The organism is Tepidimicrobium xylanilyticum (assembly GCF_900106765.1).
GTDB classification, from domain to species: Bacteria; Bacillota; Clostridia; order Tissierellales; family Tepidimicrobiaceae; genus Tepidimicrobium; species Tepidimicrobium xylanilyticum.
Genome location: NZ_FNNG01000005.1, coordinates 143,956 through 169,589 on the forward strand (window position 1 = coordinate 143,956; position 25,634 = coordinate 169,589).

Annotated in this window: 23 protein-coding genes; 22 read left to right on the forward strand and 1 reads right to left on the reverse strand. The window is 33.3% G+C overall.

Annotated features, from left to right (window positions below):
- Positions 1 to 19: 19 nt before the first annotated feature.
- Positions 20 to 1,420 (reverse strand): UDP-N-acetylmuramate--L-alanine ligase, encoded by a 1,401-nt coding sequence (murC, locus tag BLV68_RS07295; RefSeq protein WP_093752357.1) that lies wholly within the window; start codon positions 1,418 to 1,420, stop codon positions 20 to 22.
- A 317-nt stretch (positions 1,421 to 1,737) separates the two neighbouring features.
- On the opposite strand from murC, the gene spoVG reads away from it, so the two are divergent.
- From spoVG to BLV68_RS07405, 22 genes are all read left to right on the forward strand, one after another.
- Positions 1,738 to 2,001, forward strand: coding sequence for a septation regulator SpoVG (gene spoVG, locus BLV68_RS07300; RefSeq protein WP_093752359.1), 264 nt, complete (start codon positions 1,738 to 1,740; stop codon positions 1,999 to 2,001).
- Positions 2,002 to 2,142: 141 nt separating this feature from the next.
- Positions 2,143 to 3,525, forward strand: coding sequence for a bifunctional UDP-N-acetylglucosamine diphosphorylase/glucosamine-1-phosphate N-acetyltransferase GlmU (gene glmU, locus BLV68_RS07305; protein ID WP_093752361.1), 1,383 nt, complete (start codon positions 2,143 to 2,145; stop codon positions 3,523 to 3,525).
- A gap of 19 nt (positions 3,526 to 3,544) precedes the next feature.
- The gene (locus tag BLV68_RS07310; protein WP_093752363.1) at positions 3,545 to 4,492 is read left to right on the forward strand and encodes a ribose-phosphate pyrophosphokinase; all 948 of its coding nucleotides are present in this window, start codon (positions 3,545 to 3,547) and stop codon (positions 4,490 to 4,492) included.
- A 16-nt stretch (positions 4,493 to 4,508) separates the two neighbouring features.
- Entirely contained in the window at positions 4,509 to 5,090 is a 582-nt protein-coding gene (gene pth / locus BLV68_RS07315) for an aminoacyl-tRNA hydrolase (protein ID WP_093752365.1), read from the forward strand.
- A gap of 44 nt (positions 5,091 to 5,134) precedes the next feature.
- On the forward strand, positions 5,135 to 8,647 hold the full coding sequence (mfd, locus tag BLV68_RS07320; RefSeq protein WP_234949855.1) for a transcription-repair coupling factor: 3,513 nt from the start codon (positions 5,135 to 5,137) through the stop codon (positions 8,645 to 8,647).
- A gap of 31 nt (positions 8,648 to 8,678) precedes the next feature.
- On the forward strand, positions 8,679 to 9,644 hold the full coding sequence (locus BLV68_RS07325) for a SurA N-terminal domain-containing protein (protein ID WP_093752367.1): 966 nt from the start codon (positions 8,679 to 8,681) through the stop codon (positions 9,642 to 9,644).
- Between the two features lie 125 nt (positions 9,645 to 9,769).
- Complete coding sequence (gene spoVT, locus BLV68_RS07330) at positions 9,770 to 10,321, forward strand: stage V sporulation protein T (protein WP_093752369.1); 552 nt, start codon at positions 9,770 to 9,772, stop codon at positions 10,319 to 10,321.
- Between the two features lie 132 nt (positions 10,322 to 10,453).
- Positions 10,454 to 12,064 (forward strand): putative polysaccharide biosynthesis protein, encoded by a 1,611-nt coding sequence (locus BLV68_RS07335; protein WP_093752371.1) that lies wholly within the window; start codon positions 10,454 to 10,456, stop codon positions 12,062 to 12,064.
- Between the two features lie 24 nt (positions 12,065 to 12,088).
- Positions 12,089 to 13,558 (forward strand): bifunctional methyltransferase/pyrophosphohydrolase YabN, encoded by a 1,470-nt coding sequence (gene yabN / locus BLV68_RS07340; RefSeq protein WP_093752373.1) that lies wholly within the window; start codon positions 12,089 to 12,091, stop codon positions 13,556 to 13,558.
- Positions 13,559 to 13,659: 101 nt separating this feature from the next.
- Positions 13,660 to 13,938, forward strand: coding sequence for an HU family DNA-binding protein (locus BLV68_RS07345; protein ID WP_093752375.1), 279 nt, complete (start codon positions 13,660 to 13,662; stop codon positions 13,936 to 13,938).
- A 48-nt stretch (positions 13,939 to 13,986) separates the two neighbouring features.
- Complete coding sequence (locus BLV68_RS07350; RefSeq protein WP_093752377.1) at positions 13,987 to 14,229, forward strand: RNA-binding S4 domain-containing protein; 243 nt, start codon at positions 13,987 to 13,989, stop codon at positions 14,227 to 14,229.
- A 67-nt stretch (positions 14,230 to 14,296) separates the two neighbouring features.
- The gene (gene yabP / locus BLV68_RS07355; RefSeq protein ID WP_093752379.1) at positions 14,297 to 14,578 is read left to right on the forward strand and encodes a sporulation protein YabP; all 282 of its coding nucleotides are present in this window, start codon (positions 14,297 to 14,299) and stop codon (positions 14,576 to 14,578) included.
- Positions 14,579 to 14,590: 12 nt separating this feature from the next.
- Positions 14,591 to 15,067, forward strand: coding sequence for a spore cortex biosynthesis protein YabQ (gene yabQ, locus BLV68_RS07360; RefSeq protein ID WP_093752381.1), 477 nt, complete (start codon positions 14,591 to 14,593; stop codon positions 15,065 to 15,067).
- A gap of 51 nt (positions 15,068 to 15,118) precedes the next feature.
- On the forward strand, positions 15,119 to 15,445 hold the full coding sequence (locus tag BLV68_RS07365) for a septum formation initiator family protein (RefSeq protein ID WP_093752383.1): 327 nt from the start codon (positions 15,119 to 15,121) through the stop codon (positions 15,443 to 15,445).
- Between the two features lie 75 nt (positions 15,446 to 15,520).
- Positions 15,521 to 15,937 (forward strand): S1 RNA-binding domain-containing protein, encoded by a 417-nt coding sequence (locus tag BLV68_RS07370; RefSeq protein WP_093752385.1) that lies wholly within the window; start codon positions 15,521 to 15,523, stop codon positions 15,935 to 15,937.
- A gap of 199 nt (positions 15,938 to 16,136) precedes the next feature.
- Positions 16,137 to 18,482: a stage II sporulation protein E gene (spoIIE, locus tag BLV68_RS07375; RefSeq protein WP_093752387.1), complete on the forward strand. Its 2,346-nt coding sequence runs from the start codon at positions 16,137 to 16,139 to the stop codon at positions 18,480 to 18,482.
- Between the two features lie 60 nt (positions 18,483 to 18,542).
- Positions 18,543 to 19,232: a vWA domain-containing protein gene (locus BLV68_RS07380; protein ID WP_093752389.1), complete on the forward strand. Its 690-nt coding sequence runs from the start codon at positions 18,543 to 18,545 to the stop codon at positions 19,230 to 19,232.
- Positions 19,233 to 19,240: 8 nt separating this feature from the next.
- Positions 19,241 to 20,092, forward strand: coding sequence for a protein kinase domain-containing protein (locus tag BLV68_RS07385; protein WP_093752391.1), 852 nt, complete (start codon positions 19,241 to 19,243; stop codon positions 20,090 to 20,092).
- Positions 20,093 to 20,125: 33 nt separating this feature from the next.
- Positions 20,126 to 21,508, forward strand: coding sequence for a tRNA lysidine(34) synthetase TilS (tilS, locus tag BLV68_RS07390; protein WP_093752393.1), 1,383 nt, complete (start codon positions 20,126 to 20,128; stop codon positions 21,506 to 21,508).
- A gap of 31 nt (positions 21,509 to 21,539) precedes the next feature.
- Positions 21,540 to 22,100, forward strand: coding sequence for a hypoxanthine phosphoribosyltransferase (hpt, locus tag BLV68_RS07395; protein WP_093752395.1), 561 nt, complete (start codon positions 21,540 to 21,542; stop codon positions 22,098 to 22,100).
- Between the two features lie 61 nt (positions 22,101 to 22,161).
- A complete protein-coding gene (ftsH, locus tag BLV68_RS07400) occupies positions 22,162 to 23,973 on the forward strand; it encodes an ATP-dependent zinc metalloprotease FtsH (protein WP_200773691.1) in 1,812 nt (603 codons plus the stop codon).
- Between the two features lie 354 nt (positions 23,974 to 24,327).
- Positions 24,328 to 25,611, forward strand: a complete 1,284-nt coding sequence (locus tag BLV68_RS07405) for a dicarboxylate/amino acid:cation symporter (RefSeq protein WP_200773692.1) — start codon at positions 24,328 to 24,330, stop codon at positions 25,609 to 25,611.
- The last annotated feature ends 23 nt before the right edge of the window (positions 25,612 to 25,634 follow it).

Consider the following 25,634-nt stretch of genomic DNA (forward strand, 5'->3'; position numbering starts at 1 on the left):
GCTCCCTAAAAATTGGGAGCTATATGGCTTCTTTTTTATTGTGTTCAAGGAGGGAGTCGCCAATGGAATATATATTTCCTGCACCCATGGTGACGACCACATCTCCTTTTTCCGCATTATTAATGATGTAATTTTCAATATCCTCAAAGGAAGAAATGTATTTAGCATCTATTCCATTTTTTAATAGGGCATCTACTAAATGGGTAGAATGGATGAGGCCATTATCCTGTTCCCTAGCTGCGTATATATCGGGTATTATTACCTTGTCAGCTTCGGAGAAGGACTGGGCAAAGTTTTCTAGTAATAATTTAGTTCTTGAATAGGTGTGAGGTTGGAATATGCACCAAATTTTATTTTTTGTTGAATTTCTTAAAGCTTTTAAAGAAGCTTTAATTTCAGTTGGGTGATGAGCGTAATCGTCTATTATCTTGATGCCGTTTATAATTCCTTTTAACTCTAAGCGTCTATTAGTCCCCTTATAGTCATTTATTGAATTGATTATGGTATCAATAGGTAATCCCAAAACATAACCAGTAGCTATGCTGGCTAAGGCATTATATACATTATGAACTCCCATTATACTTAATTCCACTGGATATAAAGACTCACTGCCTATGTTAAGCATGAATCTAGGATAGCCTTCTGATGAAAAGGAGATATTTTCAGCGGTCAAATCAGCTTTATTATTTAATCCAAAGGTAATTACTTTTGCTTTAGTATTTTCTATAACCTTATGAGCATTAGGGTCATCGGCATTTATTATTAAATGGCCATGAGGTTGAATATTCTGTCCATATTGAACAAATGTATTTACTATATGATCTATGTTTTCAAAATAATCTAAGTGTTCTTCTTCCATATTCAGTATAATGGCTATAGTAGGAAAATACTTTGTAATATTGCCTTTGTATTCGCAAGCTTCCGTTACAAGGTATTTTTTTGATCCTAATTTTACATTGCCGCCTATTTCGTTTAATTGACCACCTAGTAAAATTGTGGGCTTTAAAAGAGAACGGTTTAAAATAGTTGCTATCATACCAGTAGTGGTGGTTTTTCCATGGGTTCCAGATACAGCAATTGAGTTTTCATAGTTTTTCATTAGAGCCCCAAGAAAGGTAGCCCTATCAACCATAGGTATATTATTTTTTAGGGATTCCTCCAGTTCCTCGTTATCCTTAGAAATTGCATCAGTATAAACCACTAAATCTGCTTTTTCTACGTGACTTTTATTATGACCTATGTATATATTAGCACCTAAGTTCTTTAACCTTTCTAATATATAACCTTTATTCATATCTGAACCAGATACTTTATAGCCTTCAGCCAACAGTATTTCTGCTAGACCACTCATGCTAATCCCACCAATTCCTATAAAATGGATGTGAGAATATTTATGGTCCTCTATGCAAAATTCAAACATAAACTTACCTCCTGTGTTAATTGAATGAATAGTCTTCTACAATATTATTACCAAGTTACGTATTAATATTATTTTATTCTAATAATAGTTTTTTGTCACTGCTTGATTATATCATATTATTATAAAGAGAAAAAGGCAATATGAAAGAATCATACAAAAAATGTCAATGCAAATCTTCATGGATAAACTTTCATGGATACAAATAAGGACTGAGAACTGAAAAATTTTCTTGAATAAGAAGGATTTTTGAAAAAAATAGAGAATATAAAGAATATTCGAATATATTTTGACTTCTATGGAAGGTGGTGAACATTACTGTGAAGGTAACTGACGTAAGAATTAGAAAAATTACAGAGGAAGGAAAGATGAAAGCAATTGTATCAGTAACTTTTGACGAAGAGTTTGTTGTGCATGATATTAAAATAATTGAAGGGCAAAATGGGTTATTTGTAGCTATGCCAAGCAGGAAGATGCCTGATGGTGAATTTAGAGATATAGCTCATCCTATCAATGCGGAAACTAGGCAAAAAATTCAAAGTGCAATTTTTGAAGAATATGAAAAGGTGTTGATAGCTGAGTAAAAAGGGTCATATGACCCTTTTTTACTTTTAATAAATATCCATTGAGTCATTATATTTAATAAAATCAAATATTTAGTATGGAATTATATATTAAATAGGTTAAAATATATTTGGAAAGTAAATATTAAAAGAGGTGTTAGCATGAATATATCAATTATATTAGCAGCAGGAGAAGGTACAAGGATGAAATCGAAAATTCCTAAGGTGTTACATAAGATATGTGGGAAACCCATGTTGGAATATGTATTAAGGGCTAGTAAAAATGCTAATATAGAGAAGAACTATGTAATAGTAGGCCATATGGGAGATAAGGTCAAGGAGGAGTTTAATGAGTGGGATGTGGTTTTTAAGACCCAGCCTATTGGAGAAGAATATCCTTATGGCACTGGTTATGCAGTTATGCAGGCTATTGATTATATTGAAGATCATAGCAATGTGGTTATTCTTTATGGTGATACCCCTCTTATAACAGGAGAAACTATTAAGAAGCTTATTGATTACCATGAAAATAATGGTTACGATGGCACAGTTTTAACTGCTCACTTGGAAGATCCAACTGGTTATGGTAGAATTGTTAGGGACTCAAAAGGTCAAATATTAAAAATTGTAGAGCATAAAGATGCAACGGAAGAAGAGTTAAAAATTAAAGAGATCAATTCGGGTATATATTGTTTTAAAGGAGAAAAGCTTAAAAGAGCCTTAAACAATATTACAAATGATAATGCTCAAGGTGAATATTATATTACCGATGTGATAACAATTTTAAAGGAAGAGGGGAGCAGAGTTGGTGCCTATGCAATAGAGGATTCTAACGAAATCCATGGCATTAATTCAAGAGTGCAATTATCCTTCAGTGAGAGGATTATGAGAGAAAGAATTAATAAAGAACATATGGAAAAGGGAGTAACCATAATAAACCCACAAAATACCTATATAGAACCCGATGTTATTATTGGAAACGATAGTATAATATATCCGGGAACCGTAATTACTGGGAAGTCTATAATAGGAGAAGATTGCATTATAGGTGAAAATTGTAGAATTGAGGATAGTAAGATTGGCAATGGCGTGCAAATATATTCATCTACAATTACTGAAAGTACCGTAGGCGATGAATGTAAGATTGGACCCTATGCTCATTTGAGGCCAAATAGCCATTTAGGAAATAAGATAAAAATTGGGAATTTTGTAGAAGTAAAGAATTCTACCATTGGAGATAATTCTAAAGCAGGGCATTTGGCCTATATAGGAGATGCAGATGTCGGTAAAAATGTAAACATTGGTTGTGGTGTGGTGTTTGTTAATTATAATGGCCGTTCTAAATTTAGGTCTTTAGTTGAAGACAATGCATTTATTGGAAGTAATACTAATTTAGTAGCTCCTGTAATTGTGAGAAAATGGGGTTATGTTGCAGCAGGCTCTACTATTACTGAAGAAGTTGGAGAAGGTTGCCTTTCCATTGCAAGGGCAAGGCAGATAAACAAAGATGGATGGGTGGAAAGAAAAGGTTTAAAGAGAGAATAACTAATGGGAGGAATTATCAATGGAATTACAGAGGGGAAAAATTAAAGTTTTTTCAGGAAATGCTAATAAGGGGTTGGCAGAAAGCATTTGTAGGGAATTAAATATACCTTTAGGGAAATGTGAAGTAGGAAAGTTTAGTGATGGTGAAATATTCGTAAATGTTGATGAAACCGTTAGAGGGCATGATATATATATTATTCAACCTACTTGTTCTCCAGTGAACGATAATTTAATGGAAGTATTAATATTGATAGATGCTTTCAAAAGAGCTTCAGCAGGCAGAATTAATGCAGTAATACCTTATTATGGCTATGCTAGACAGGATAGAAAAACTAAAGCAAGGGAACCTATTACAGCTAAATTAGTAGCAGATTTGTTGACAATAGCAGGTATCGATAGGGTTGTAAGTATGGATTTACATGCAGGTCAGATTCAAGGTTATTTCGATTTGCCAGTTGATCACTTATCTGGAGTTCCAATTTTAGCTAAATATTTCAAGGACCTTATTCATGATGATACTGTAATCGTTTCTCCAGATATAGGTGGTGTGGCTAGGGCAAGAACTTTTGCCAATTTATTAGACTTACCTATAGCCATTATTGAAAAGAGGCGTCCAAAAGCTAATGTTTCCGAAGTGATGAACGTGATTGGAGATATTAAAGGCAAAAATGCTATTTTAGTTGATGATATAATAGATACTGGTGGCACAATAACTAAAGCTGCGCAGGTATTGAAAGATTTTGGAGCTGAAAAGGTATATGCATGTGCTACTCATCCTGTACTATCTGGTCCAGCTATTGAGAGAATAGAAAATTCAGTTATTGAAAAATTCGTTGTTACCAATACTATACCTTTGACTGAGGATAAGAAAATTGAAAAGATAGAAGTAGTGAGCATAGCGCCAATATTTGCTGAAGCCATAAGAAGAATACATGAAAATGAATCTGTGAGCATATTGTTTGATTAGTTCAAGAGGTGATAGATTGTTTGCAATAATCGGTTTAGGGAATCCTGGCAAAGCTTATGCCAATACTAGGCATAATGTAGGCTTTAATGCTATAGATTTATTAGCTAGTAGAAACAATATCAAGATTAATAAAATAAAGTTTAAATCGGTATGCGGAGAAGGGATAATTGCTGGTAAAAAGGTACTCCTTATGAAACCTCATACTTATATGAATAATAGTGGAATGGCAGTATTGGATTTATATAATTTCTATAAATTGCCAACAGAAAATATAATAGTTGTAGTGGATGATATCGATATAGAATTTGGTACTATAAGGATAAAGAAAAAGGGTAGTGCTGGTTCTCACAATGGATTGAAATCCATAATATATCATCTCCAAACAGAAAATTTCCCAAGAATAAAGATTGGAATAGGTAATAAAAAGGAAGGACAAGATCTGGCGGATTTTGTATTAAGCCAATTTACAAAAGATGAAAGAGTGGATATAGACCAAGCCATAGAGAAAGCTGCTTTAGCAGTAGAAACCATTCTTCAATATGATATAGATAAAGCAATGAATGAATTTAATAGAAGAGAAAACAAGCCCAGGAATTAATTTCTGGGCTTAAGAACATGCCTAAAATAAGGAGTGCTGATAATATGCCAAATATGTTTATCGACCCATTTGAAGATTTAAGTTCCTATGAGAAGTTAATAAGGGACATAGAGGAAAGGAAATCTATATCCACCTATGGAATAATAGATGCTAACATAGGGCATTTTTGTTATGCCTTAAATCAACATTTAAATAGGCAGATTTTAATCCTAACCTATGATGAAAGGAGAGCTGAAAGAATATACGAGGACATTAAAACCTTTTTTAAGGGAAAGGTAGAGCTGTATCCCAATAGGGATGTGGTGTTTTACAAAGTAGATGCAATTAGCTCTGAGAGGATTAATAATAGGATTAAGATACTTTCCCGCTTAGCTGAAGGAGAACCAATAATTGTTGTAGCCCACATTGAAGGAGTATTGAATAGATTAATGAGTCCGGCCTTGTTTAAAGGTAATTCCATAAAAATAGATTATGATACTAGGCTTGAATTAGATCAGCTAATTTCAAAACTTATAGATAGCGGTTATCATAGAGAGAATATGGTTGAAGGGATAGGCCAGTTTAGTGTTAGAGGTGGAATAGTGGATTTTTTCCCTCCTAACAATGACAATCCCTATCGAATTGAGTTGTTTGATGATGAGATAGACTCTATAAGGACTTTTAACGTAGAAACCCAAAGGTCTTTAGAAATGGTGGAATCCGTATATATCCCCCCAGTAAGGGAAGTATTATTATTGGATAGTTTTAGGGATCAGGTAGTAAAAGCTATTGAAAGAGCAGTAAAAAAGGCTACAGCTAAATTGGGACAGAACTCTAAAATTAAAGAAAATATAGAGGATAAATTTTTGCCTTATATTGAAGAGGTTAAGGAGAAAATATACGTATCCAATATGGATATGGTTATTCCCTTTATTCCAGAAGGATATTTATCTAGCCTATTGCATTATTTTAATGAGGATAGTATTGTCTTTATAGATGAACCAGCTAGAATAGAAGAAAGGGTAAAAAACATAAGGGAACAATTCCTGTTTAAATATTCTGACTGTTTAGAAGTTGGTGAAGTACTGCCTGAACATGAGAATATTAACTACAAATATAAGAACATAGTAGCAGATATAAAGGAAAAGATTATTATAGCTAATTCTCCTTTGTTAAGATATGAGTCTCAGTTTAAGCTGGAGTCCATAGTAAAATTTACAACTAAATCTATGCAACCTTATCACAATGATATGGAATATTTAAAAGAGGAGCTAGAAGATTATAAGCATAAGGGTTATAAGGTTATAATTTTTTCTGGGACTGAGGAAAGGGGAAAAAGATTACAATCCACTTTAATGGATCTAGGTCTTATATGCAGCTTTGTTGAGGATCATGATAGAAATATTGAGTCGGGTCAGATTTTTATAACTGACGGCAGTATCAATGAAGGATTTGAATATGTGGATATAAAGTTAGCCTTTATTTCAGACAAGGAAATATTTGGTTCTTCTAAGGAAACGAGGAAGAGAAAGATAAAGTCTAAAAAGGATACCATCGACTTTTCAGATTTAAAGTTGGGAGACTATGTAGTCCATGAAAACCATGGAATAGGAGTATATGAAGGTATTGAACAGTTAAATATTCAAGGGGTTATTAAGGATTATCTTACTATAAGATATAAGGGAAATGACAAGCTATATGTACCCATAGACCAGATGGATCTTATACAAAAATACATAGGTGCAGATTCGGTAAAACCAAAGGTTAATAAACTGAGCAGTCAGGATTGGGTAAGAACTAAAAAAAAGGCTAAAAAAGCCGTAGAGGATATGGCTAAAGACTTACTGGAGTTATATGCAAAACGAGAAAGTCAGAAGGGATTTTCCTTTTCAAAGGATACCATATGGCAAAATCAATTTGAGGATTCTTTTCCCTTTGAGGAAACAGAGGCTCAAATTAAGAGCATAGAAGAGATAAAAAAGGATATGGAAAAGGATAAGCCTATGGATAGGCTCCTGTGTGGGGATGTAGGCTATGGCAAGACGGAAGTAGCCCTAAGGGCTGCCTTTAAGTCCATTATGGATGAAAAACAGGTAGCTTTTTTAGTACCTACTACCATATTAGCCCAACAGCATTATAATACCATAATAGAAAGGTTTAAGGACTTTCCAGTTAATGTAGCCATGTTAAGCAGGTTTAAAACGGCCAAAGAACAGAAAGCCATAATTGAAGGGTTGAGGAAGGGGACTGTGGACATAGTAGTAGGCACTCATAGGTTATTATCCAAAGATGTGGTATTTAAAGATTTAGGGCTTTTGATAATAGATGAAGAGCAGCGTTTTGGAGTAAAGCATAAGGAAACTTTAAAGAAATTGAAGGAGAGCATAGATGTACTGACTTTAACAGCTACTCCCATTCCCAGGACTCTACACATGTCTTTAATAGGTATTAGGGATATGAGCATAATAGATGAACCACCAGAGGAAAGATATCCTATTCAAACCTATGTTTTAGAATTTAATGAGCAGATGATTCGTGAAGCCATATTAAAGGAAATGGGACGGAAGGGTCAAGTGTATTTTGTATATAATAGGGTTGAAAATATAGATAAAATGGCAGTGCAATTAAAAAAACTGGTACCAGAGGCTAGAATTGCAATAGGCCATGGACAAATGAGCGAAAGAGAATTAGAAAAAGTAATGATGGATTTTATAGCTCACGAATATGATGTACTAGTTTGTACGACCATTATTGAGACGGGTTTGGATATTCCAAATGTAAATACTATTATCATATATGATGCAGATAAAATGGGATTGTCCCAATTGTATCAGCTTAGGGGGAGGGTTGGAAGAACTAATAAAGTTGCTTATGCATATTTAACCTATCAAAAAGATAAAGTATTGACTGAAGTGGCTGAGAAGAGATTGAGAGCTATAAAGGATTTTACTGAATTTGGTGCTGGTTTTAAAATAGCCATGAGGGATTTGGAAATAAGAGGGGCTGGAAATCTTTTAGGAGTAGAACAACATGGACATATCGAAGCTATAGGATATGATCTATATGTAAAATTTTTGAATCAAACCATCAAAAGGCTTAAGGGAGAAATTGTGGAAGAAGGTATAAACACTACTATAGATTTAACCATAGACGGGTATATATCTGATAGATATATTGAAGATGAAGAACAGAAAATCGAAGTGTACAAAAAAATAGCTGCTATTAGAGATACAAAAGATTATTTAGAAGTATTAGATGAGCTTATTGATAGATTTGGAGATGTACCTCAAGAAGTTAAAAATTTAATGGATATTTCTTATATAAAGAATCATGCAAGCTCATGCCATATAAAGAATATTAATCAAATTGGAAATACGATAATTTTAGAATTCGATTCAGTAGACCATATTTCACCTAATTTAATTCACTACCTATCTAAGGAATATGGGCAAAGAATTAGTTTTGATTTATCCAATAATCCTTCCTTCAGATTCAGAAGTACCAAGGATTTGTTATCGGATTTAAAGGAATTAATTGAAAAAATTACAGGTTTCTATAATTCGACAAGTGCTGTATAATATAAGTATATTCATTGGGGAGGAGTTATGAGTGTCAAGACTAAATAAAAGACTTTTATTTTTAGCAGTAATAATTGGATTAATATCCTGGGTTGTTATAGGTTGTACTAGTAGGAGCAAAAAAGAGGGTATAATAGCTGAAGTAAATGGAGAAGTAATCACTCAAGAAGAATTTGATAAAGATTTTGAATTGGCAAAAAAGATGCGCCAAATGCGATATGGTAAGGAAATATTATCTCAAGAAGTAGGAGAAAACAAGACATATGAAGATGTGCTTAAAGAAGATCTACTAGGGACTTTGATTCTTGATAAAGTAATAAATGAGGAATTGGAGAAAAACAATATACAGGTTACTGATGAAGAAGTAGAAGGAGCTCTAAAAAATCATTATATAACTGAATTTGGCGGGGAAGAACAATTTAGAAGATTCTTGGAGGATAACGAAATTTCCGAAGAAGCTATTATGAGAGATGTAAAAAGGGTGTTAACCTTTGAAAAGCATAAGGAGTTTTTTTTCAATGAGGTGGAGTTAGAAGAAGAGGAAATAAAAAATTATTTTAATGAAAATAAGGATTCATTTGTAAAATTTAGGATTAGCCATATTTTAGTAAAGACAGAAGAGGAAGGCAATAGGATTTTAGAGAAACTAAAAAATGGGGAGGATTTCCATACCCTAGTGATAATGGAATCAGTAGATTCCGAATCGGCAATACAAGGGGGAGATTTAGGTTATTTCACTAAAGATACCATTTTAAAGGCATATGAGCCTTTAGGGGAAGCAGCTTCTAATTTAGAGATAGGTGAGATTAGCGAGCTAATTAAGACGGAGCTTGGTTATCATATTATATTATTAGAGGATAGAATTGATAGTTATGAGGATTTAAAAGAGGAAGTAGTGGAAGAACTTAAGAATAAAAAACACAATGAAAAGATTTTAGATTTAAAGGGAAAAGCTGATATCAAGATTTATATGGATAAAAGTGCTAAAAAGGAATAGCCTTTACCATGCGGTGAAGGCTATTTTTAATGTAAACACTTTAAGTTAAGATTACCATAAATGTATAAAAAATTCCTATTAGTAAAATAATAAATACACAACAAATTTATTTGAGGAGGGAAAAAATGAAAGCAACAGGTATAGTAAGGCGAATTGACGATTTAGGTAGAGTCGTTATACCTAAGGAAATTCGAAGGACATTAAGAATTAGAGAGGGAGATCCTTTGGAGATATTTACAGATAGAGATGGGGAAGTAATATTAAAAAAATATTCACCTATTGGAGAATTAAATGAATTTGCTAATGAATACTGTGAATCCCTACATGAATCCACTAAGTACATCGCTATTATTTCAGATAGAGATCATATAATTGCTGTTGCTGGTGGTTCTAAAAAGGAATTTTTAGATAAAAGAATTAGTCCAGAATTAGAAAGGATTATGGAGTCCAGAACTACCCATTTAGCTAATGTCAGTGATAAAGTCATTAGGCTATTTTATGATGACGAAAGCTTCACTGAGTATACTGCTCAGGCAATAGCACCCATAATAGCACAAGGGGACCCTATAGGGACTGTAATTTTAGCATCAAAAGAACCTGATGCGGTAATGGGAGAAACGGAAGTAAAATTAATAGAAACAGCAGCTGGATTTTTATCAAGACAGATGGAAAGTTAAGAAGCCTACCTTTTGGTAGGCTAAATTATTTATTATCTATTGCTCTTTGTAGTTATAATGTTATATTATATTAAATATATTTTTGGTATAATAAGTTTAGTTTGTATTAAATGGTAGTAGGGGGAAGAAATAATGAGTAAGAATAACTTTTTGAAAGGAGCAGCTATTCTTGGAATTGCTGGAGTTATAGTAAAAATACTAGGGGCTTTTTACAGGATACCCCTTAGCAATATAATCAAGACGGAAGGAATGGGTTATTATCAAACTGCCTATCCTTTATATGTATTACTATTAACACTATCTACAGCTGGGTTTCCAGTAGCTATTGCCAAGCTGGTTTCAGAAAAACGAGCTTTGGGGGACTATAAGGGTGCTCATAAGGTTTTTAAAGTTGCTTTATCTGGATTGTTTTTAGCAGGCTTAGTGACATCCCTATTCGTTTTTATAAATGCCAAATCCATTGTAAAGACTTTGGGAAATGAAAAGGCTTATTATTCTTTAATAGCTTTGGTTCCTGCCTTGTTTTTTGTACCTATTATGGCAGCTTTTAGAGGCTTTTTCCAGGGGAGACAAGTTATGACTCCAACAGCTTTATCTCAAATTGTGGAGCAGTTTTTTAGAGTAACTGCCGGTTTGGTTTTGACTTATATATTACTTGATCGGGGAACCCATATAGCTGCAGGGGGAGCTTCTTTTGGTGGTTCTATGGGAGCTATGGCAGGAGCTGTAGTTATCATATTTATATATCTATCTAAGAAAAGTGAAATTCGAAAGGAAATAGAAACTGGATTAATTCTTGAAGAAGAGTCTGCTGGGAAGATAATAAGGGATATATTATCTATTGCAATTCCAATAACTATAGGGTCAGCCATTGTTCCCATAATGAATACCATAGACACCCTATTAGTATTTAAAAGGCTTCAAAGCATAGGATTTAGTGCAGGAGAGGCCAATGAATTATATGGTCAGTTAACGGGTTTAGCCCAAACTCTAATAAATCTACCTCAGGTATTTTCTACTGCTTTGGCAATTAGTCTTGTACCAGCCATATCCGAGGCAAATGTGAAAAAGAGATTTGATGAAATAAGGGGTATTAGTATTTCGGGAATTAGGGTAACGCTATTAATAGGACTGCCTTGTGCTTTTGGCTTATTCGTTTTATCTAGACCAATTATAAATCTATTGTATTTTAAAAATACTCCAGAAAGCATAGCTAGTACGGGAGAAATACTTTCCATATTATCTTTTAGTGTCATATTTTTGACCTTAGTTCAATCCCTTACAGCAATTTTACAGGGGCTAGGGAAGCCTTTGATATCTGTGAAAAACTTATTAATAGGAGCAGTTGGGAAAGTAGTCCTTACTTTTGTATTAACTGGTATCGAGGGCATAAATATAAAGGGTGCAGCTATAAGTACTGTAACAGCTTATTTTATTGCTGCTGGGTTGGATTTAATCAGTGTAAAAAAATATACTAGGTTGAAGCTGAATATTAAAGAACTGTTTATAAAACCATTGGTCTCTTCCTTGGGAATGGCCCTTGTTGCAAGAGTAAGTTATCTAGCTTTATTGGGTATAATAGGGGATAGATTATCAACGGTAATTGCTATATTTTTAGGGGTTATATCCTATGGGGTATTATTACTTGTAACCGGTTCGTTGACATATGAAGATTTTAATCTATTACCTAAAGGGGATAGAATAGGTAATTTATTATTGAAACTTAAATTGATTAAAAGATAAATTTATTGCAAAGGAGAAAAGGATATGGGGAAAATTCATATTCTAGGATTAGGGCCTGGTGATATAGATTACCTAACTATAGGTGTAATAAATAGAATAAATAGCGGGGATAGAAATTTTTTGAGGACAGCAAAACACCCTGCTATTAGGTATTTTAAGGAAAATAACATCCCTTATGAATCCTATGATTATGTATACGATATAAAAGAGGATTTCACCCGTGTATATGAATATATAGTTGACGACTTAATTACAAAAGCTAGGAATTATAAGTCGATAAATTATATAGTTCCTGGGAATCCTATGGTAGCTGAGAAGACGGTGGAGCTACTTTTTAAAAGTGAAGATAAAGATATAGATATAGAGCTTTTAACTGGTGTGAGTTTTATAGAGCCGATCCTTGAATTGGTGAAAAAGGATCCGGTTAATGGACTTAAAATAGTAGATGGAGCTGATTTTGATATAAATAATATAGATATAAATATTGATTATATTATAACTCAAGTGTATAATAGGAGAGTCGCTTCTAATGTAAAGCTTGTGCTTTCAGAGGTATATGGGGATGAGTATGAAATATACGTTGTAAATAGAGCAGGAGTGAAGGGAGAAGAAAAACTTTATAAAATCCCAATCTATGAATTAGATAGGATAGATGACATAGACTCTTTAACGAGTATATATATCCCGAAAGTGGATAAAATAATTAAAAAATTGTATGATGTTGCCGATATTATAGGTACAATGAAGAGGCTAAGAAGCGAGAAAGGTTGCCCTTGGGATAGAAAACAGACTCACGAAACCATAAGACAATCTATTATAGAAGAGGCCTACGAAGTCGTAGATGCAATAGATAGAAAGGATGAAGAGGGGCTAATTGAAGAGTTAGGGGATTTACTTTTTCAAATAGTATTCCACTGCCAAATTGCTTCAGAGGAAGGAAGATTTAACCTATATCATATTACAACTAAATTAAACGATAAACTAATATATAGACATCCTCACGTTTTTGGTGAAAAAAAAGTAGAAAATTCTGATGAAGTAGTATATAATTGGAATAAGTTAAAATATAGGCAGAAGGGCATATCTACATTTACTGACACACTAAAAGATATACCTCATCTTCCAGCCTTGATGAAAAGTTATAAGGTTCAAGAGCGGGCAGGACAAATGGGATTTGATTGGGATAGTGTAGATGGTGCTTTGAGCAAGGTGAAGGAAGAGTATCTAGAGGTTATGGAACTGATTAATAATATTGAAGGTGGTGATGTCGAGGAAATAGAGGAAGAATTGGGAGATTTGTTGTTTGCTGTTGTCAACGTTTGTAGATTCTTGAATGTTAATCCTGAAATTGCGTTAAACAAAACTGTCAACAAATTTATTCGTCGGTTTGAGATTATGGAGAATGAAAGTAGAAAAATGGGTAAAAAGCTAGAAGAAATGACTCTAGAAGAAATGGATAGACTTTGGGATAAAGCTAAGCTACATAAATTTTAGTAACTTATCAAAAATATTGCACAATAAGAAGGATTTTTAGAAACTATATAGAATAACTTAAGTTAAATGAGTAAACATTAGGAAAAGAGGAGGAATTTATAATGAATAAAGCTGAATTAATTGCCAGCATGGCAGAAAAAGGGAATCTAACTAAAAAAGATGCGGAAACTGCATTGAATGCTTTTATGGCTGTTGTAGAAGAAGCATTAGCAAAAGGAGATAAGGTGCAATTAGTTGGATTTGGTACTTTTGAAGTAAGAGACAGGAAAGCTAGAGAAGGAAGAAATCCAAGAAATCCAGAAGAGGTTATTAAAATACCAGCTTCAAAGGCACCAGTATTTAAGGCTGGAAAAGGACTAAAAGAAGCGGTCAATAAGTAAAAAAATCAGGTCTTGGACCTGATTTTTTTATGGTAAGGAGGGAAAGGCTTGAGAATCGACAAATTCTTAAAAAATGCTAGAATCATAAAAAGACGAACTGTAGCCAAGGAAGCTTGTGAGGGAGGAAGGGTATTATTAAATGGCAAAATGGCTAAGCCTGGTGATCAGGTTAAAATCGGAGATATAGTGGAAATAAATTTTGGGACCGGGGCTATGAAAATAGAAGTTTTAGAGGTAAAGGATAATGTAAAGAAAGATGAGGCGGAAAAATTATATAGGACTATAGATTAAAGGCTTTGTTCTAAAAGCCTTTTTTTGTTCATAAATATTAATAAGAAAGGACTAGGAGGGAATAGGAGTGAACGAAATAAGGGGGAACATTAAGAATCAAAATATTCTAATAGAAGACAGAAATAGAGTCACCATAACGGGAGTAGAGCAGGTTGAAAGCTTTAATGATAATACAATAATTCTAAAGACAATAAAAGGAGGTATGGTAATTAAGGGAGAAGGGCTTAACGTGGGTAAATTGAATTTAGACGATGGAAATATAAGAATAGAAGGAATTATTAATGGTATAAACTATATGGACAAAGGTATATCTCAAAGGGGTAAAATAGTAGGGAAAATTTTCAAATAGGTAGGGTATCATATGGAGAGTACTATTAAAGTTCAACTTTATATATTTTTGACTTCTGTATACGGAGGGTTGATATTTGGATTAGCTTTTGACATTTATAGGGCTATTAGATACTATTGTAATCCTAATAAAATAGTTACCGTATTAGAGGACTTGTTGTTTTGGGTTTTTTTATCTTTTATATTCTTTTATATACTCAATAAGAGCAGTTGGAGCAGCTTAAGAGGATATATTTTCATCGGTTTCATAATTGGTGGAATTATTTATTTGAAATTGTTGAGTAAAATACTATTTCCTTTATGGCTAAAACTATTTAAAGGGTTTATAATATTGATAAGGAATGTATTAAGGATTATAAAATTCCCTATTGTGAAGGTAAGGGGCATACTAGCCCTTAAAAAGAATAGGATTAATAGAATAAAGAGAGTACCTAGAGAAGCTTTTAATGATATAAAAAAATATAAAAGGATTTTATCCAGTAAAAAATAGAGGAATTTTAACAAACGTATAGAATGTATATATTAGATAGAGGTGATTAATATGGAACGAAGGAGGAAAAGAAAGAAAAAGCCAAAGCTTAAATTGTTACATATTATAGCTATATTGTTCATTTTTTGGCTCAGCAAAACATTAATTAGCCAAAGCTTGATGCTTAAGGAATTAAAAAATAAGAAAGTCATGGAGGAAGAAGCTATATCCCAGTTAGAAGGAGAAATAGAAGAATTAAAAGAGGAAATCGAAAACAAGGACTCCTTATCATTTATAGAAAAAACCGCTAGAGAAGATTTAAAGATGATAAAGCCTGGGGAAATAATGTATATTGATAAGAACAAGGAAAAAGGCATATTAAAATTTTTTAGAAAGTAGAATTCATTGACAACAATCCTTTTCTAATATATACTATATAAAAGAATAATTATTATAAGGAGGAATTGTTTATTTATGCCCATAACTGTTGGAGAAGTAGTTGAGGGCACAGTCACAGGTATTACAAACTTTGGAGCATTTGTCCAATTACCCAAAGGGAAAAGTGGGTTAGTCCACATTTCAGAAATATCTGATGACTATGTTGAAAAGGTAGCCAACTACTTAAAAAGAGACCAAAAAGTTAAAGTGAAAATCTTATCCATATCAGAGGATGGTAAGATAAGCCTTTCTATTAGACAAGCAAAACCAAAGACTACTAAACCAATTGAAATCGATTGGAATAGGACAGATGAAAAGCAAAAATATATGTCATTTGAAGATAAATTATCCAAGTTTTTAAAGGATAGTAGCGAAAAGCAAGACCAGCTAAAAATGAGAGAAGGTAGAAGAGGCATTGGTCATAGGCATAGAAGCAGAAGTATGGACTTATAAAACCGGATTTATCCGGTTTTTTATATTTTTTGTTCCTTTACCTATGGTATCCGCCTGTTAACTAAGAAATATTAGGAAATAACAGAAATATAAATTGATTATGTCAAAAATTTCTTATGTCCTGCAAGAAGTATTGACAAAATATTTTCCCCTTTCTTGGTAACATGTATTTATAAGATAAAGGGATAGGGGGAATAGAATGTTAAAGCAGGAATATGTTTTAAGTAAAGGGAAAAAACGATGCAGGATCAGTGCATTTAGTTGGGATTGGGTTTTATATTTTGTATTAGCTTTTTTTATTAGTAGAGCAAATATAATAGACAAGCTTACTCCTTTTGGTTTAGCATTCATAGCAGCTAATACTTTAATTGGAAAGAGTAATATCGGCATTTTACTATCTTCTATATTGGGGATACTTACTTATCATGGTTTCCAAGGAATGGATTATATAGTTGGAATGTTGATTATATGGATATCATTTAACCGCTTTAAATCGATTCGAGGGCTTTCAATACTTAAGTCATCATTTTTAGCTAGTAGTTTATCTGTGTTGGTCAAGCTATTCTACCAATTGATATTTGATAGATTATTTTTCTATGACCTATTTATTATTGTCTTTGAGGGAATAGCCATATTTACTTTGACCTATGTTTTTCTGTATAGTTTGTCTTATGATAAAAGCAGTAGGATTTATAATAATGAAAGGATTATATCTACTTTTATTATGGTAGCTTTAGTACTTTCTGGGCTTCATAATATTATTGTTTTTGGTATTTCAATTAAGAATATTGTCAGTATATTATTTATACTTTTTTCTGGATATCGAGAAGGGGCTTTGATTGGGGGAACTGTAGGAATAGTTTTGGGTATGGTTTCCCATATATCCCAGCCAGAGATGCCATTTTTGCTTGCTATATATGGACTTTCTGGTTTATTAGCAGGAGTATTTAAGGATTTGGGGAAGATAGGTTCCGTACTTGGATTTCTACTTGGCAATGGAATAATATCCTTTTATATAAATGGGTTTGGAATAAGTTTTCTAAACATAAAAGAATTAGTTGGAGGAGTTGTTCTATTCATTATATCCTTTAATTTTTTGGATGGCTATTTGGGTAATGAAATGAGATTAATTGGTAAAAGAGCTAAGGAAAAAACCTATTCCAGTAAAAAAGATGAAATGGCAGCAAGAAGGTTAAATGAAATTTCCCAAGTATTTAGAGAATTAGGGCAAACCTTCCAGGATTCAGTGAATTTAGGAGGATATAATGTAAATGAAATTTACGAGATTATAGACCAAGTGGCTAATTCAATTTGCTCAAGTTGTGGTATGAGAAAATTTTGTTGGGAAGAGGGTTTTTACACTACCTATAATTCCATGTTTAAAATAGCAATTTTGCTGGAAGATAGAGTGCCTTTAAAAGAGGAAAATTTGCCCCAGTTGATTAAGGATTATTGTATAAGTAGAGGAGAGGTAATAGATAAGATAAGCACATATTTCAACAATTATAAACTAAACAGAATATGGAAAGATAAAATAATGGAAAACAGGTTATTAGTTTCAGAACAGTTGAAAGGTGTTGCAGACATAATGGAGGATATGGCTAAAGAAATTTATATTAATCCAATATTTAAAGAGGACATGGAGGATACTATATTTACCTGCTTAAAAGATAATGGAGTAAACGTTAAGGAAGTGGTAGTAGCAGAATTAGAGAATAAGGATATAGAAGTCTATATAGAAGTGGACAAGGCCTATAAAAAGGAAAATAGTTTGGAAAATATAAGAAGGATTGTTTCAAACTCTTTAGGGATTCCCTTAAAAGGGGAGTATAGCATAGGTCAAAATAAAAAGGATAGGCAAAGATTGAAATTGATAAAGAGTAATAGATATAGTGCCATTACAGAGGTGGCTTCAAGAACTAATGAGAATAATAATATTTCCGGAGATAATTATACCTTTGGAGAAAATAAAAACAGCTATTTTGTAGCCCTAAGCGATGGAATGGGGGCAGGGAGAAAAGCCAATAATGAAAGCAGAATAGCCATCAATCTATTAGAGAAGTTTTTAGAAGCAAAATTTGATAAGGAACTGGCCTTAAAGACTATAAATTCCATATTAATGTTGAAATCTAATGATGAAGTATTTACTACCTTTGATATTTCCTTAATAGATTTATATACTGGTAAACTGCAGATAATAAAGACTGGGGCACCTGCAACCTTTATTAGAAGAAAGAATAGAGTAGATATAATAAACAGCAAATCATTGCCAGTAGGGATTCTAAAAGACATCGATTTTAATGTATATGAAGGCTATTTAGATGATGGCGATGTTATCATTATGATGTCTGATGGGGTATTAGAAGCTAATGAGGTTGTTGATGATGTGGAAATATGGATGAGGGATGTAATTGCTGGAATTAACAGTTTAAATCCAAAGAAGATTACGGAAGAAATAATAAGAGCTGCAGAAGAAGCCAGTGGTGGTAAAATTAAAGACGATATGACCTTATTGGTGACCAAGTTTTGGAAGACGGTAGAATAAATGGTATATATTTTATAAAAGTGTCAATAATCCATATAAAACAATTGAGGAGGTAAACCTATGTTAAATCAAATAATAGTAGTATCTGATGGCCAATCTAATGTGGGACCAGAGCCATCCAGCATTGCTGAATTGGCCTTAAACAAAGGAATTAGAGTAAATACTATAGGGATTATTGACAGCCAAAAGGATAAAAGTTCTATTAGGGAACTAGAGGACATTGCTGAAAAGGGTGGAGGAATATGTGAATTAACTACTTTAGAAAACCTTTCATTAGCACTAAGCAGGGTTACTATGACTTCTGTTTATACAACCATTGAAGAAGTCGTAAAAAAGGAATTGAAATCTATTTCAAACACCGATATATATGATATAAACCCTGCTGAAAGGAATAAAATCATAGATATGATAGATAAGATAAGCAATGAAATTTCTTTAAAGTGTTTAATACTATTGGATGCTAGTGGGAGTATGAAGAATAAAATGGATATAGCCAGAAAAAGCGTATTAGAATTGTTGCTATTCCTTCAAGAAAGAAAAGGAGAAAATCAGATAGGATTAATCGTATATCCGGGGGAAGATGGATACTATCAGCTATTGTCCGATTTCACCCAGAATATAGATGAATTGAAAGAGAATATGGTGAAAATCCACACTGGAGGGACTACCCCTACGGGCTATGCTCTTGAGGGTGCCATAAAGATGTTTAATAAAGAAGAAGACTCTGTCATCAATGAATACATAGTTTAGGTGGTTTAATGGTAATAGTAGGGAAATGGAATAAAAACAGATATAAGGTTATAGAATTAATAGGGAAGGGCAGTTTTGGTAAAGTATTTAAGGTTTTAGATGATAAGGGGCATATTAAAGCTGTTAAAATATCTAAAGACCTATTATCTATAACTAATGAATATAATTCAATGATTGGACTAAGCGTATTTTCCTTTGTGCCTAAAGTTTATGATTTTGATGATTTTGTTCTTCAGGAGAAAGCCTACCATTTTATAGTGATGGATTATATAGAAGGCAATAATCTAAAAGAAATTGTGAGCAGGAGTAAACTGGAACCTAAAAGGGCATTTAAAATTGGGAAGGTTTTAACAGATATTATGTATGTAATCTATAGATTAGGATATAAATATACAGATATTAAGTTGGATAATATAATAATTGACGGGAAAGGAAAACTGTATTTTGTTGACTTTGGCAGTTTAACTCGGAGGGATATGCCCACCAAAGAATATACTCCAACTTATAATATTGGCTCTTGGGGGATGGAAAATGGCGATATTAAAAAGAGTATTTTTTTTAGCATAACCATGGTTATGGTTTCTTTAATAGGAGGAAAAGAATTCAATCCTTTGGTTTTGAATTTAGAGGAAGTTATAGATAAGGTACAGAAATTTCCTTTAAATAGAAGAGAAAAACGGTTATTAATAGATGGGCTAAAGGGGAAATATGTGGAGTTTAATGAGTATTTAAGCTCATTAAACTCACTTATAGAGGTAAAGGATAATGGCTTGGATAAAATTGACTATCTGCTCATAGCTAGTATAGTCAGTTTTGTTTTTGTTACTATTTTTGGGGTAAAATCTATTTTAAGTTGGTGACATCATCATGTATAATATATATAGGTGATATTTGTGAAGGCTAAAGTTTTGGAAGTTATAAGGAAATTCAATCTTATCGAACCTAAGGACAATATTGTAGTTGGGGTTTCTGGTGGGCCCGATTCTATGGCCCTCTTATACATTTTATTGGAGATAAGCAGGGAAATTGAATTTAACATTTTTATAGCCCACTTAAACCACGGTGTAAGAGGAAAAGAAGCTTTAGAGGATGAGAAATTTGTAGAAAATCTAGCTAAGAACTTAAATTTACCCTTTTATTCTAAGAGAGTAAACATGGATGAATATGCGAGGAAAAAGGGAATGTCTTCTGAAGAAGCGGGAAGAACTTTACGCTATGGTTTTTTTCGTGAAATATTAAAACAAATAGGTGGAGGAAAAATTGCAGTTGCCCATAATAAGAATGATCAAGCGGAGACTCTATTGATGAGATTCTTTAGAGGTACTGGTATTGATGGATTAAAGGGAATGGAATATAAAAATGGGGATATAATAAGGCCTATTTTGGGTATAGATAGAGTTGAAATAGAAAAGTATCTAAAAGATAGAAATATTGAGGCTAGATTGGACAAGACCAATTTAGAGCCTGTATATAATAGAAATAGGATAAGATTAGAGCTAATTCCATATATTGAAAAGCATTTTAACCCAAATATTGTAGATACTCTTTGGAGGGCTTCCGATTTATTTACAGTAGATAGTAATTTTTTAGAAAAACATTCTGATGTAGCCTACAAGAGGGTAGTTAAGAAAAGGGGAAATGAAAGTATAGTATTGGATGGGCGTTTATTCGTTAAAGAAGATATAAGCATGCAGTTAAGGATTATTAGGAATTGTATTTATGAGGTAAATGGAAGTCTCCAAGGGTTTACCAATAGGCATATTTTAGATGTATTAAATCTATTTTTGGAAGGGAAGACAGGAAAGGAAATCCATTTACTTTACAATATTATTGCTAAGACGAGCTATGATGATTATATTATAGAAAAGGGGAAAGGACATCGGTTGCAAGATTTTGAAGTTGAACTGCCCTTTGATGGAGTTACCTATATAGATCAACTTGATATTAAGGTGGTTACAAAAGTATTTTCTAAGGAAAATGTAAAAATAAATGTAAATGAAAGGTTCAAAAAATACTTTGATTATGATAAAATAGAAGGAAATTTGTATATTAGGAATAAAAGGGATGGGGATCGATTTGTACCTTATGGAATGTTAGGGAGCAAAAAGGTAAAGGACTTTTTTATTGATGAGAAGATTCCAAAGGAAAGCAGGGATAGGATACCCATAATAACCGATGATAATAATATACTGTGGATAGTAGGTTATAGAACTAGCAATATATTCAAAATAACGGCTGATACTAAAAGGATTTTAATGATAGAGATATTTCATTGATTTAAAAAGATTATTTTTAAGGAGGAAGAAAATGAAAAATATTATCAAGGAAATATTACTGACTGAAGACCAGATTACAGCTAGGATAAAAGAATTAGGAAGAATGATTACAGAAGATTATAAGGGAAAAAATCTAATGCTGGTTGGCATATTAAAAGGTGCTGTTATTTTTATGGCTGAACTAGCTAAAAATATTGATATGCCAGTTTTAATGGATTTTATGGCGGTATCTAGTTATGGTAAGTCCTCTACTTCTACTGGAATAGTAAGGATAGTTAAGGATTTGGACTGCAGCGTAGAGGATAAAGACATTTTAATTGTAGAAGATATCATAGATACAGGTCTTACACTATCGTATTTAACTGATAATTTGAAAAAGAGAAGGGCAAAAAGTGTAAAAATAGTAACCCTTTTAGACAAACCCGAACGAAGAAAAACTGAAGTTCCAGTAGATTATATAGGTTTTAAAATCCCAGATGAATTTGTAGTAGGTTATGGTCTTGATTATGCTGAGCAATATAGGAATCTACCTTATGTAGCAGCGCTAAAAGAGGGAGTTTATTCGAGCAAAACTGACAATGTTGTTTTTTAGAAGAAAATATGTTATAATCAAGGAATGTAATTTTGACATAAGTTAGAAGGGAGGACTTGGATTGAGAAATTTTTTTAGAGGAACAAGTCTCTATTTGCTTCTACTGATCATAATAATTTTTGTAGTTAGTATGATTGGAAAAGATGTGGAGCAAATTAAGGAAATTGATGTAACCGAGTTAATAATAAGATTGGAAAATAATGAAGTAGATAATATAAAAATAATTGGAGATACCGTAAAAGGTAGATTTATAGATGGAACCCAATTTTCTGTATTATTACCGGAGCAAATGAAAAATACGTTTTATACAGATTATTTGAAGGAAAAAGTCGATTCAAATCAAATAAGCTTATCAGCAGAGGCAGAACCATCTGAGCCATGGTTTATCGCTGCATTGCCTACCATTTTTATGGTATTAATCGTACTAGCCTTTTGGTTTGTATTTATGCAACAATCCCAAGGCGGAGGCAACAGGGTAATGTCCTTTGGGAAAAGCAGAGCTAGATTGCATAAGGATGATGATGCTAATAAGGTGACCTTTAATGATGTAGCAGGTTTGGAAGAGGAAAAAGAAGAACTTCAAGAGATAGTAGATTTTCTGAAAAATCCAAGAAAGTACATTGAAATAGGTGCCAGAATCCCTAAAGGGGTTTTATTAGTAGGGCCACCTGGAACTGGGAAAACCTATTTAAGTAAAGCGGTAGCAGGAGAGGCAGGAGTACCCTTCTTTAGCATCTCTGGTTCTGACTTTGTTGAAATGTTTGTAGGAGTTGGAGCTAGCAGAGTAAGGGATTTATTTGAACAAGCCAAAAAAAATGCCCCTTGCATTGTTTTCATAGATGAGATTGATGCAGTTGGAAGGAGAAGAGGTGCAGGATTAGGAGGGGGCCATGACGAAAGGGAACAAACCTTAAATCAATTGCTTGTAGAAATGGATGGGTTTGGTACTAACGAAGGAATAATAGTTATGGCTGCAACTAATAGGCCAGATATATTAGACCCTGCAATCCTCAGACCTGGTAGATTTGATAGGAGAATTTATGTAGGTTTACCAGATGTAAAAGCTAGAGAAGAAATATTGAAAATTCATACTAGAAATAAACCTTTAGATGATGATGTGGACTTGAAAGTTGTAGCTAAAAGGACTCCAGGATTTTCTCCAGCTGATTTGGAGAACTTAACTAATGAAGCGGCCTTATTAACAGCAAGAAGAAATCTAAAGAAAATCCCTATGGAAATTATAAACGAAGCTTCTATTAAGGTAGTAGCCGGACCAGAAAAGAAGAGCAAGGTAATTAGTGAAGAGGAAAAAAGGCTTACAGCTTATCATGAAGCAGGGCATGCCGTTACATCGAGGTTGTTGCCAAATGCGGATCCAGTTCACATGGTAACCATAATTCCAAGAGGTATGGCTGGCGGATTTACAGCCTATTTACCAGAAGAAGATAGATACTTTATGACTAAAAGCCAAATGGAAGATGAGTTGGTGAGTCTATTAGGTGGTAGAGTAGCAGAAGCTTTAGTATTAGGAGATATAAGTACTGGGGCTCAAAACGATATTGAAAGAGCAACTAAATTAGCAAGGAAGATGGTAACCCATTATGGTATGAGCAGCAACTTAGGACCAATGACTTATGGAACTGATGATGAAGAAGTATTTGTAGGAAGAGACTTTGGAAGGACAAGAAATTATAGCGAGGAAGTGGCTGCGGCCATAGATAGAGAGATGAGAAGCCTAATAGATAAAGCATATAATAAAGCTGAAGAGTTGTTAAAAGCAAATATAAATAAACTCCATAGAGTAGCAGAAGCTTTACTTGAAAAGGAAACTCTTGATAGTAAAGAATTTGAAGAGGTATTTCAAGGAGCATAAGGTAGCTAAACTTTAGCTACCTTTTTATTCTGTGTTTTTTGAATAAGTGAGTGTTTCTAGTGTTAGTACATAATATATATAGTATAAGTAAAAGAAGAAATAAATTAAATATTTTGAAAATTAACTCTTGATAATTTTTTCTAAATATGGTATAATACCAACAAATTTAAAATTTAAAGGATTTTAGTACTGCTTTATTTGTGACAACGAGGCTAATCCCAAGTTGTTTAGCAAATAAAACCCAGTATTAATGATTTTTAGTGTCATTAATACTGGGTTTTTTGTTACCTCAAAAGAAAGGAGGGTAGAGGGTTTAATATTATAAACATTAGTTAGGTTATAGGGGGTATTAGCGTGAGGAAAGCAAGGAAGCTTAAATTGTCTTATAAGATATTTATAGGCTTATTTTTGGGAATCATCGTAGGTGCAATTTTATCAGCAATAGGCAAGGACACGCCCTTTGTAGAAACTGTTGTACCTTGGCTTGGGTTATTGGGGGATTTATTCTTAAGGTTAATTCGGATGGTAGTAGTTCCACTAGTGTTATTTTCCATTACATCTGGTGTGGCAAATCTAAATGAGATTAAAAAGCTAAGGTCTGTAGGAATCAAGACCTTGATATTCTTCTTATTAACAGGCTTTTTATCAATAGGTACGGGAGTAGTAATGGCCAATATATTTAAGCCGGGAGCTGGGCTAAATATTGCTGAATTGAGCGCTGATGCAATAGAGATTCAAGAACTGCCAACGGTATTTGAGACCATCTTGGGTCTATTCCCAGCAAACATATTCGAGTCTTTAGTAGAAGGTGAAATGCTCCATATCATATCCTTTGCTATATTCGTTGGAGCTGCCCTATTACTTATGGGAGAAAGAGGGAAACCAATAGTTGATTTGGTGGATAGATTGTCAGATATGATGTACAGAGTGGTGGATATCGTTATCCAATTTACGCCAATAGGGGTATTTGGGCTTATGGCTAAGGCTGTTACTGCCTTTGGAGTAGGGATTTTTGGACCTGTATTTAAATTCATATTGGTGGATTATGGGGCTAATATATTTACTATAGCAGTTTTTTATTCGCTTATTATATATTTCATAGGAAGGGTAAACCCCATCAAATTCTTCAAAAAGGCCTTTGAATCCTGGGCAATTGCCTTTAGTACCTGTAGTAGTGCTGCAGCTTTGCCGGTAGCCATGAAAAATGGTGTAAATGAAATGGGGATTCCAAAGGATACTGCAAGTTTCGTATTGCCTTTAGGAGCAACAGCTAATATGAATGGTACCGGAATTTATTTTGGAGTAATTGTATTATTTGCAGCCCAACTATATGGAATTGACATTTCAATATCCCAGCAGATTATGTTGGTGCTGACAGCCACTATGCTTTCAATTGGATGTGCCGCTGCACCACAGACAGGACTCATAATATCCATAGCCCTGCTTACAAATCTAGGAATACCCTTAGATGGAATAGCCTTAATTGCCGGAGTTTATAGGATAGTAGATCAGATCCATACTTCTACCAATTCTATGGGGGATTTAGTAGTAGCAGTTGCTGTATCTTCAATGGAAGGGGATTTGGATAGAGAGCTATTAGAATATGGAGGCATGTTTGCAACTAGTGAAGCTAAATAAGTTAGTGGGATAGTTTAAAAAGG

Excerpts from the sequence above, each read along its gene's own strand:
- murC (WP_093752357.1), bottom strand. The coding sequence starts at position 1,420 with ATGTTTGAATTTTGCATAGAGGACCATAAATATTCTCACATCCATTTT.
- glmU (WP_093752361.1), top strand. The coding sequence starts at position 2,143 with ATGAATATATCAATTATATTAGCAGCAGGAGAAGGTACAAGGATGAAA.
- BLV68_RS07310 (WP_093752363.1), top strand. The coding sequence starts at position 3,545 with ATGGAATTACAGAGGGGAAAAATTAAAGTTTTTTCAGGAAATGCTAAT.
- mfd (WP_234949855.1), top strand. The coding sequence starts at position 5,135 with ATGCCAAATATGTTTATCGACCCATTTGAAGATTTAAGTTCCTATGAG.
- spoVT (WP_093752369.1), top strand. The coding sequence starts at position 9,770 with ATGAAAGCAACAGGTATAGTAAGGCGAATTGACGATTTAGGTAGAGTC.
- BLV68_RS07335 (WP_093752371.1), top strand. The coding sequence starts at position 10,454 with ATGAGTAAGAATAACTTTTTGAAAGGAGCAGCTATTCTTGGAATTGCT.
- yabN (WP_093752373.1), top strand. The coding sequence starts at position 12,089 with ATGGGGAAAATTCATATTCTAGGATTAGGGCCTGGTGATATAGATTAC.
- BLV68_RS07345 (WP_093752375.1), top strand. The coding sequence starts at position 13,660 with ATGAATAAAGCTGAATTAATTGCCAGCATGGCAGAAAAAGGGAATCTA.
- yabQ (WP_093752381.1), top strand. The coding sequence starts at position 14,591 with ATGGAGAGTACTATTAAAGTTCAACTTTATATATTTTTGACTTCTGTA.
- BLV68_RS07365 (WP_093752383.1), top strand. The coding sequence starts at position 15,119 with ATGGAACGAAGGAGGAAAAGAAAGAAAAAGCCAAAGCTTAAATTGTTA.
- BLV68_RS07370 (WP_093752385.1), top strand. The coding sequence starts at position 15,521 with ATGCCCATAACTGTTGGAGAAGTAGTTGAGGGCACAGTCACAGGTATT.
- spoIIE (WP_093752387.1), top strand. The coding sequence starts at position 16,137 with ATGTTAAAGCAGGAATATGTTTTAAGTAAAGGGAAAAAACGATGCAGG.
- BLV68_RS07380 (WP_093752389.1), top strand. The coding sequence starts at position 18,543 with ATGTTAAATCAAATAATAGTAGTATCTGATGGCCAATCTAATGTGGGA.
- BLV68_RS07385 (WP_093752391.1), top strand. The coding sequence starts at position 19,241 with ATGGTAATAGTAGGGAAATGGAATAAAAACAGATATAAGGTTATAGAA.
- hpt (WP_093752395.1), top strand. The coding sequence starts at position 21,540 with ATGAAAAATATTATCAAGGAAATATTACTGACTGAAGACCAGATTACA.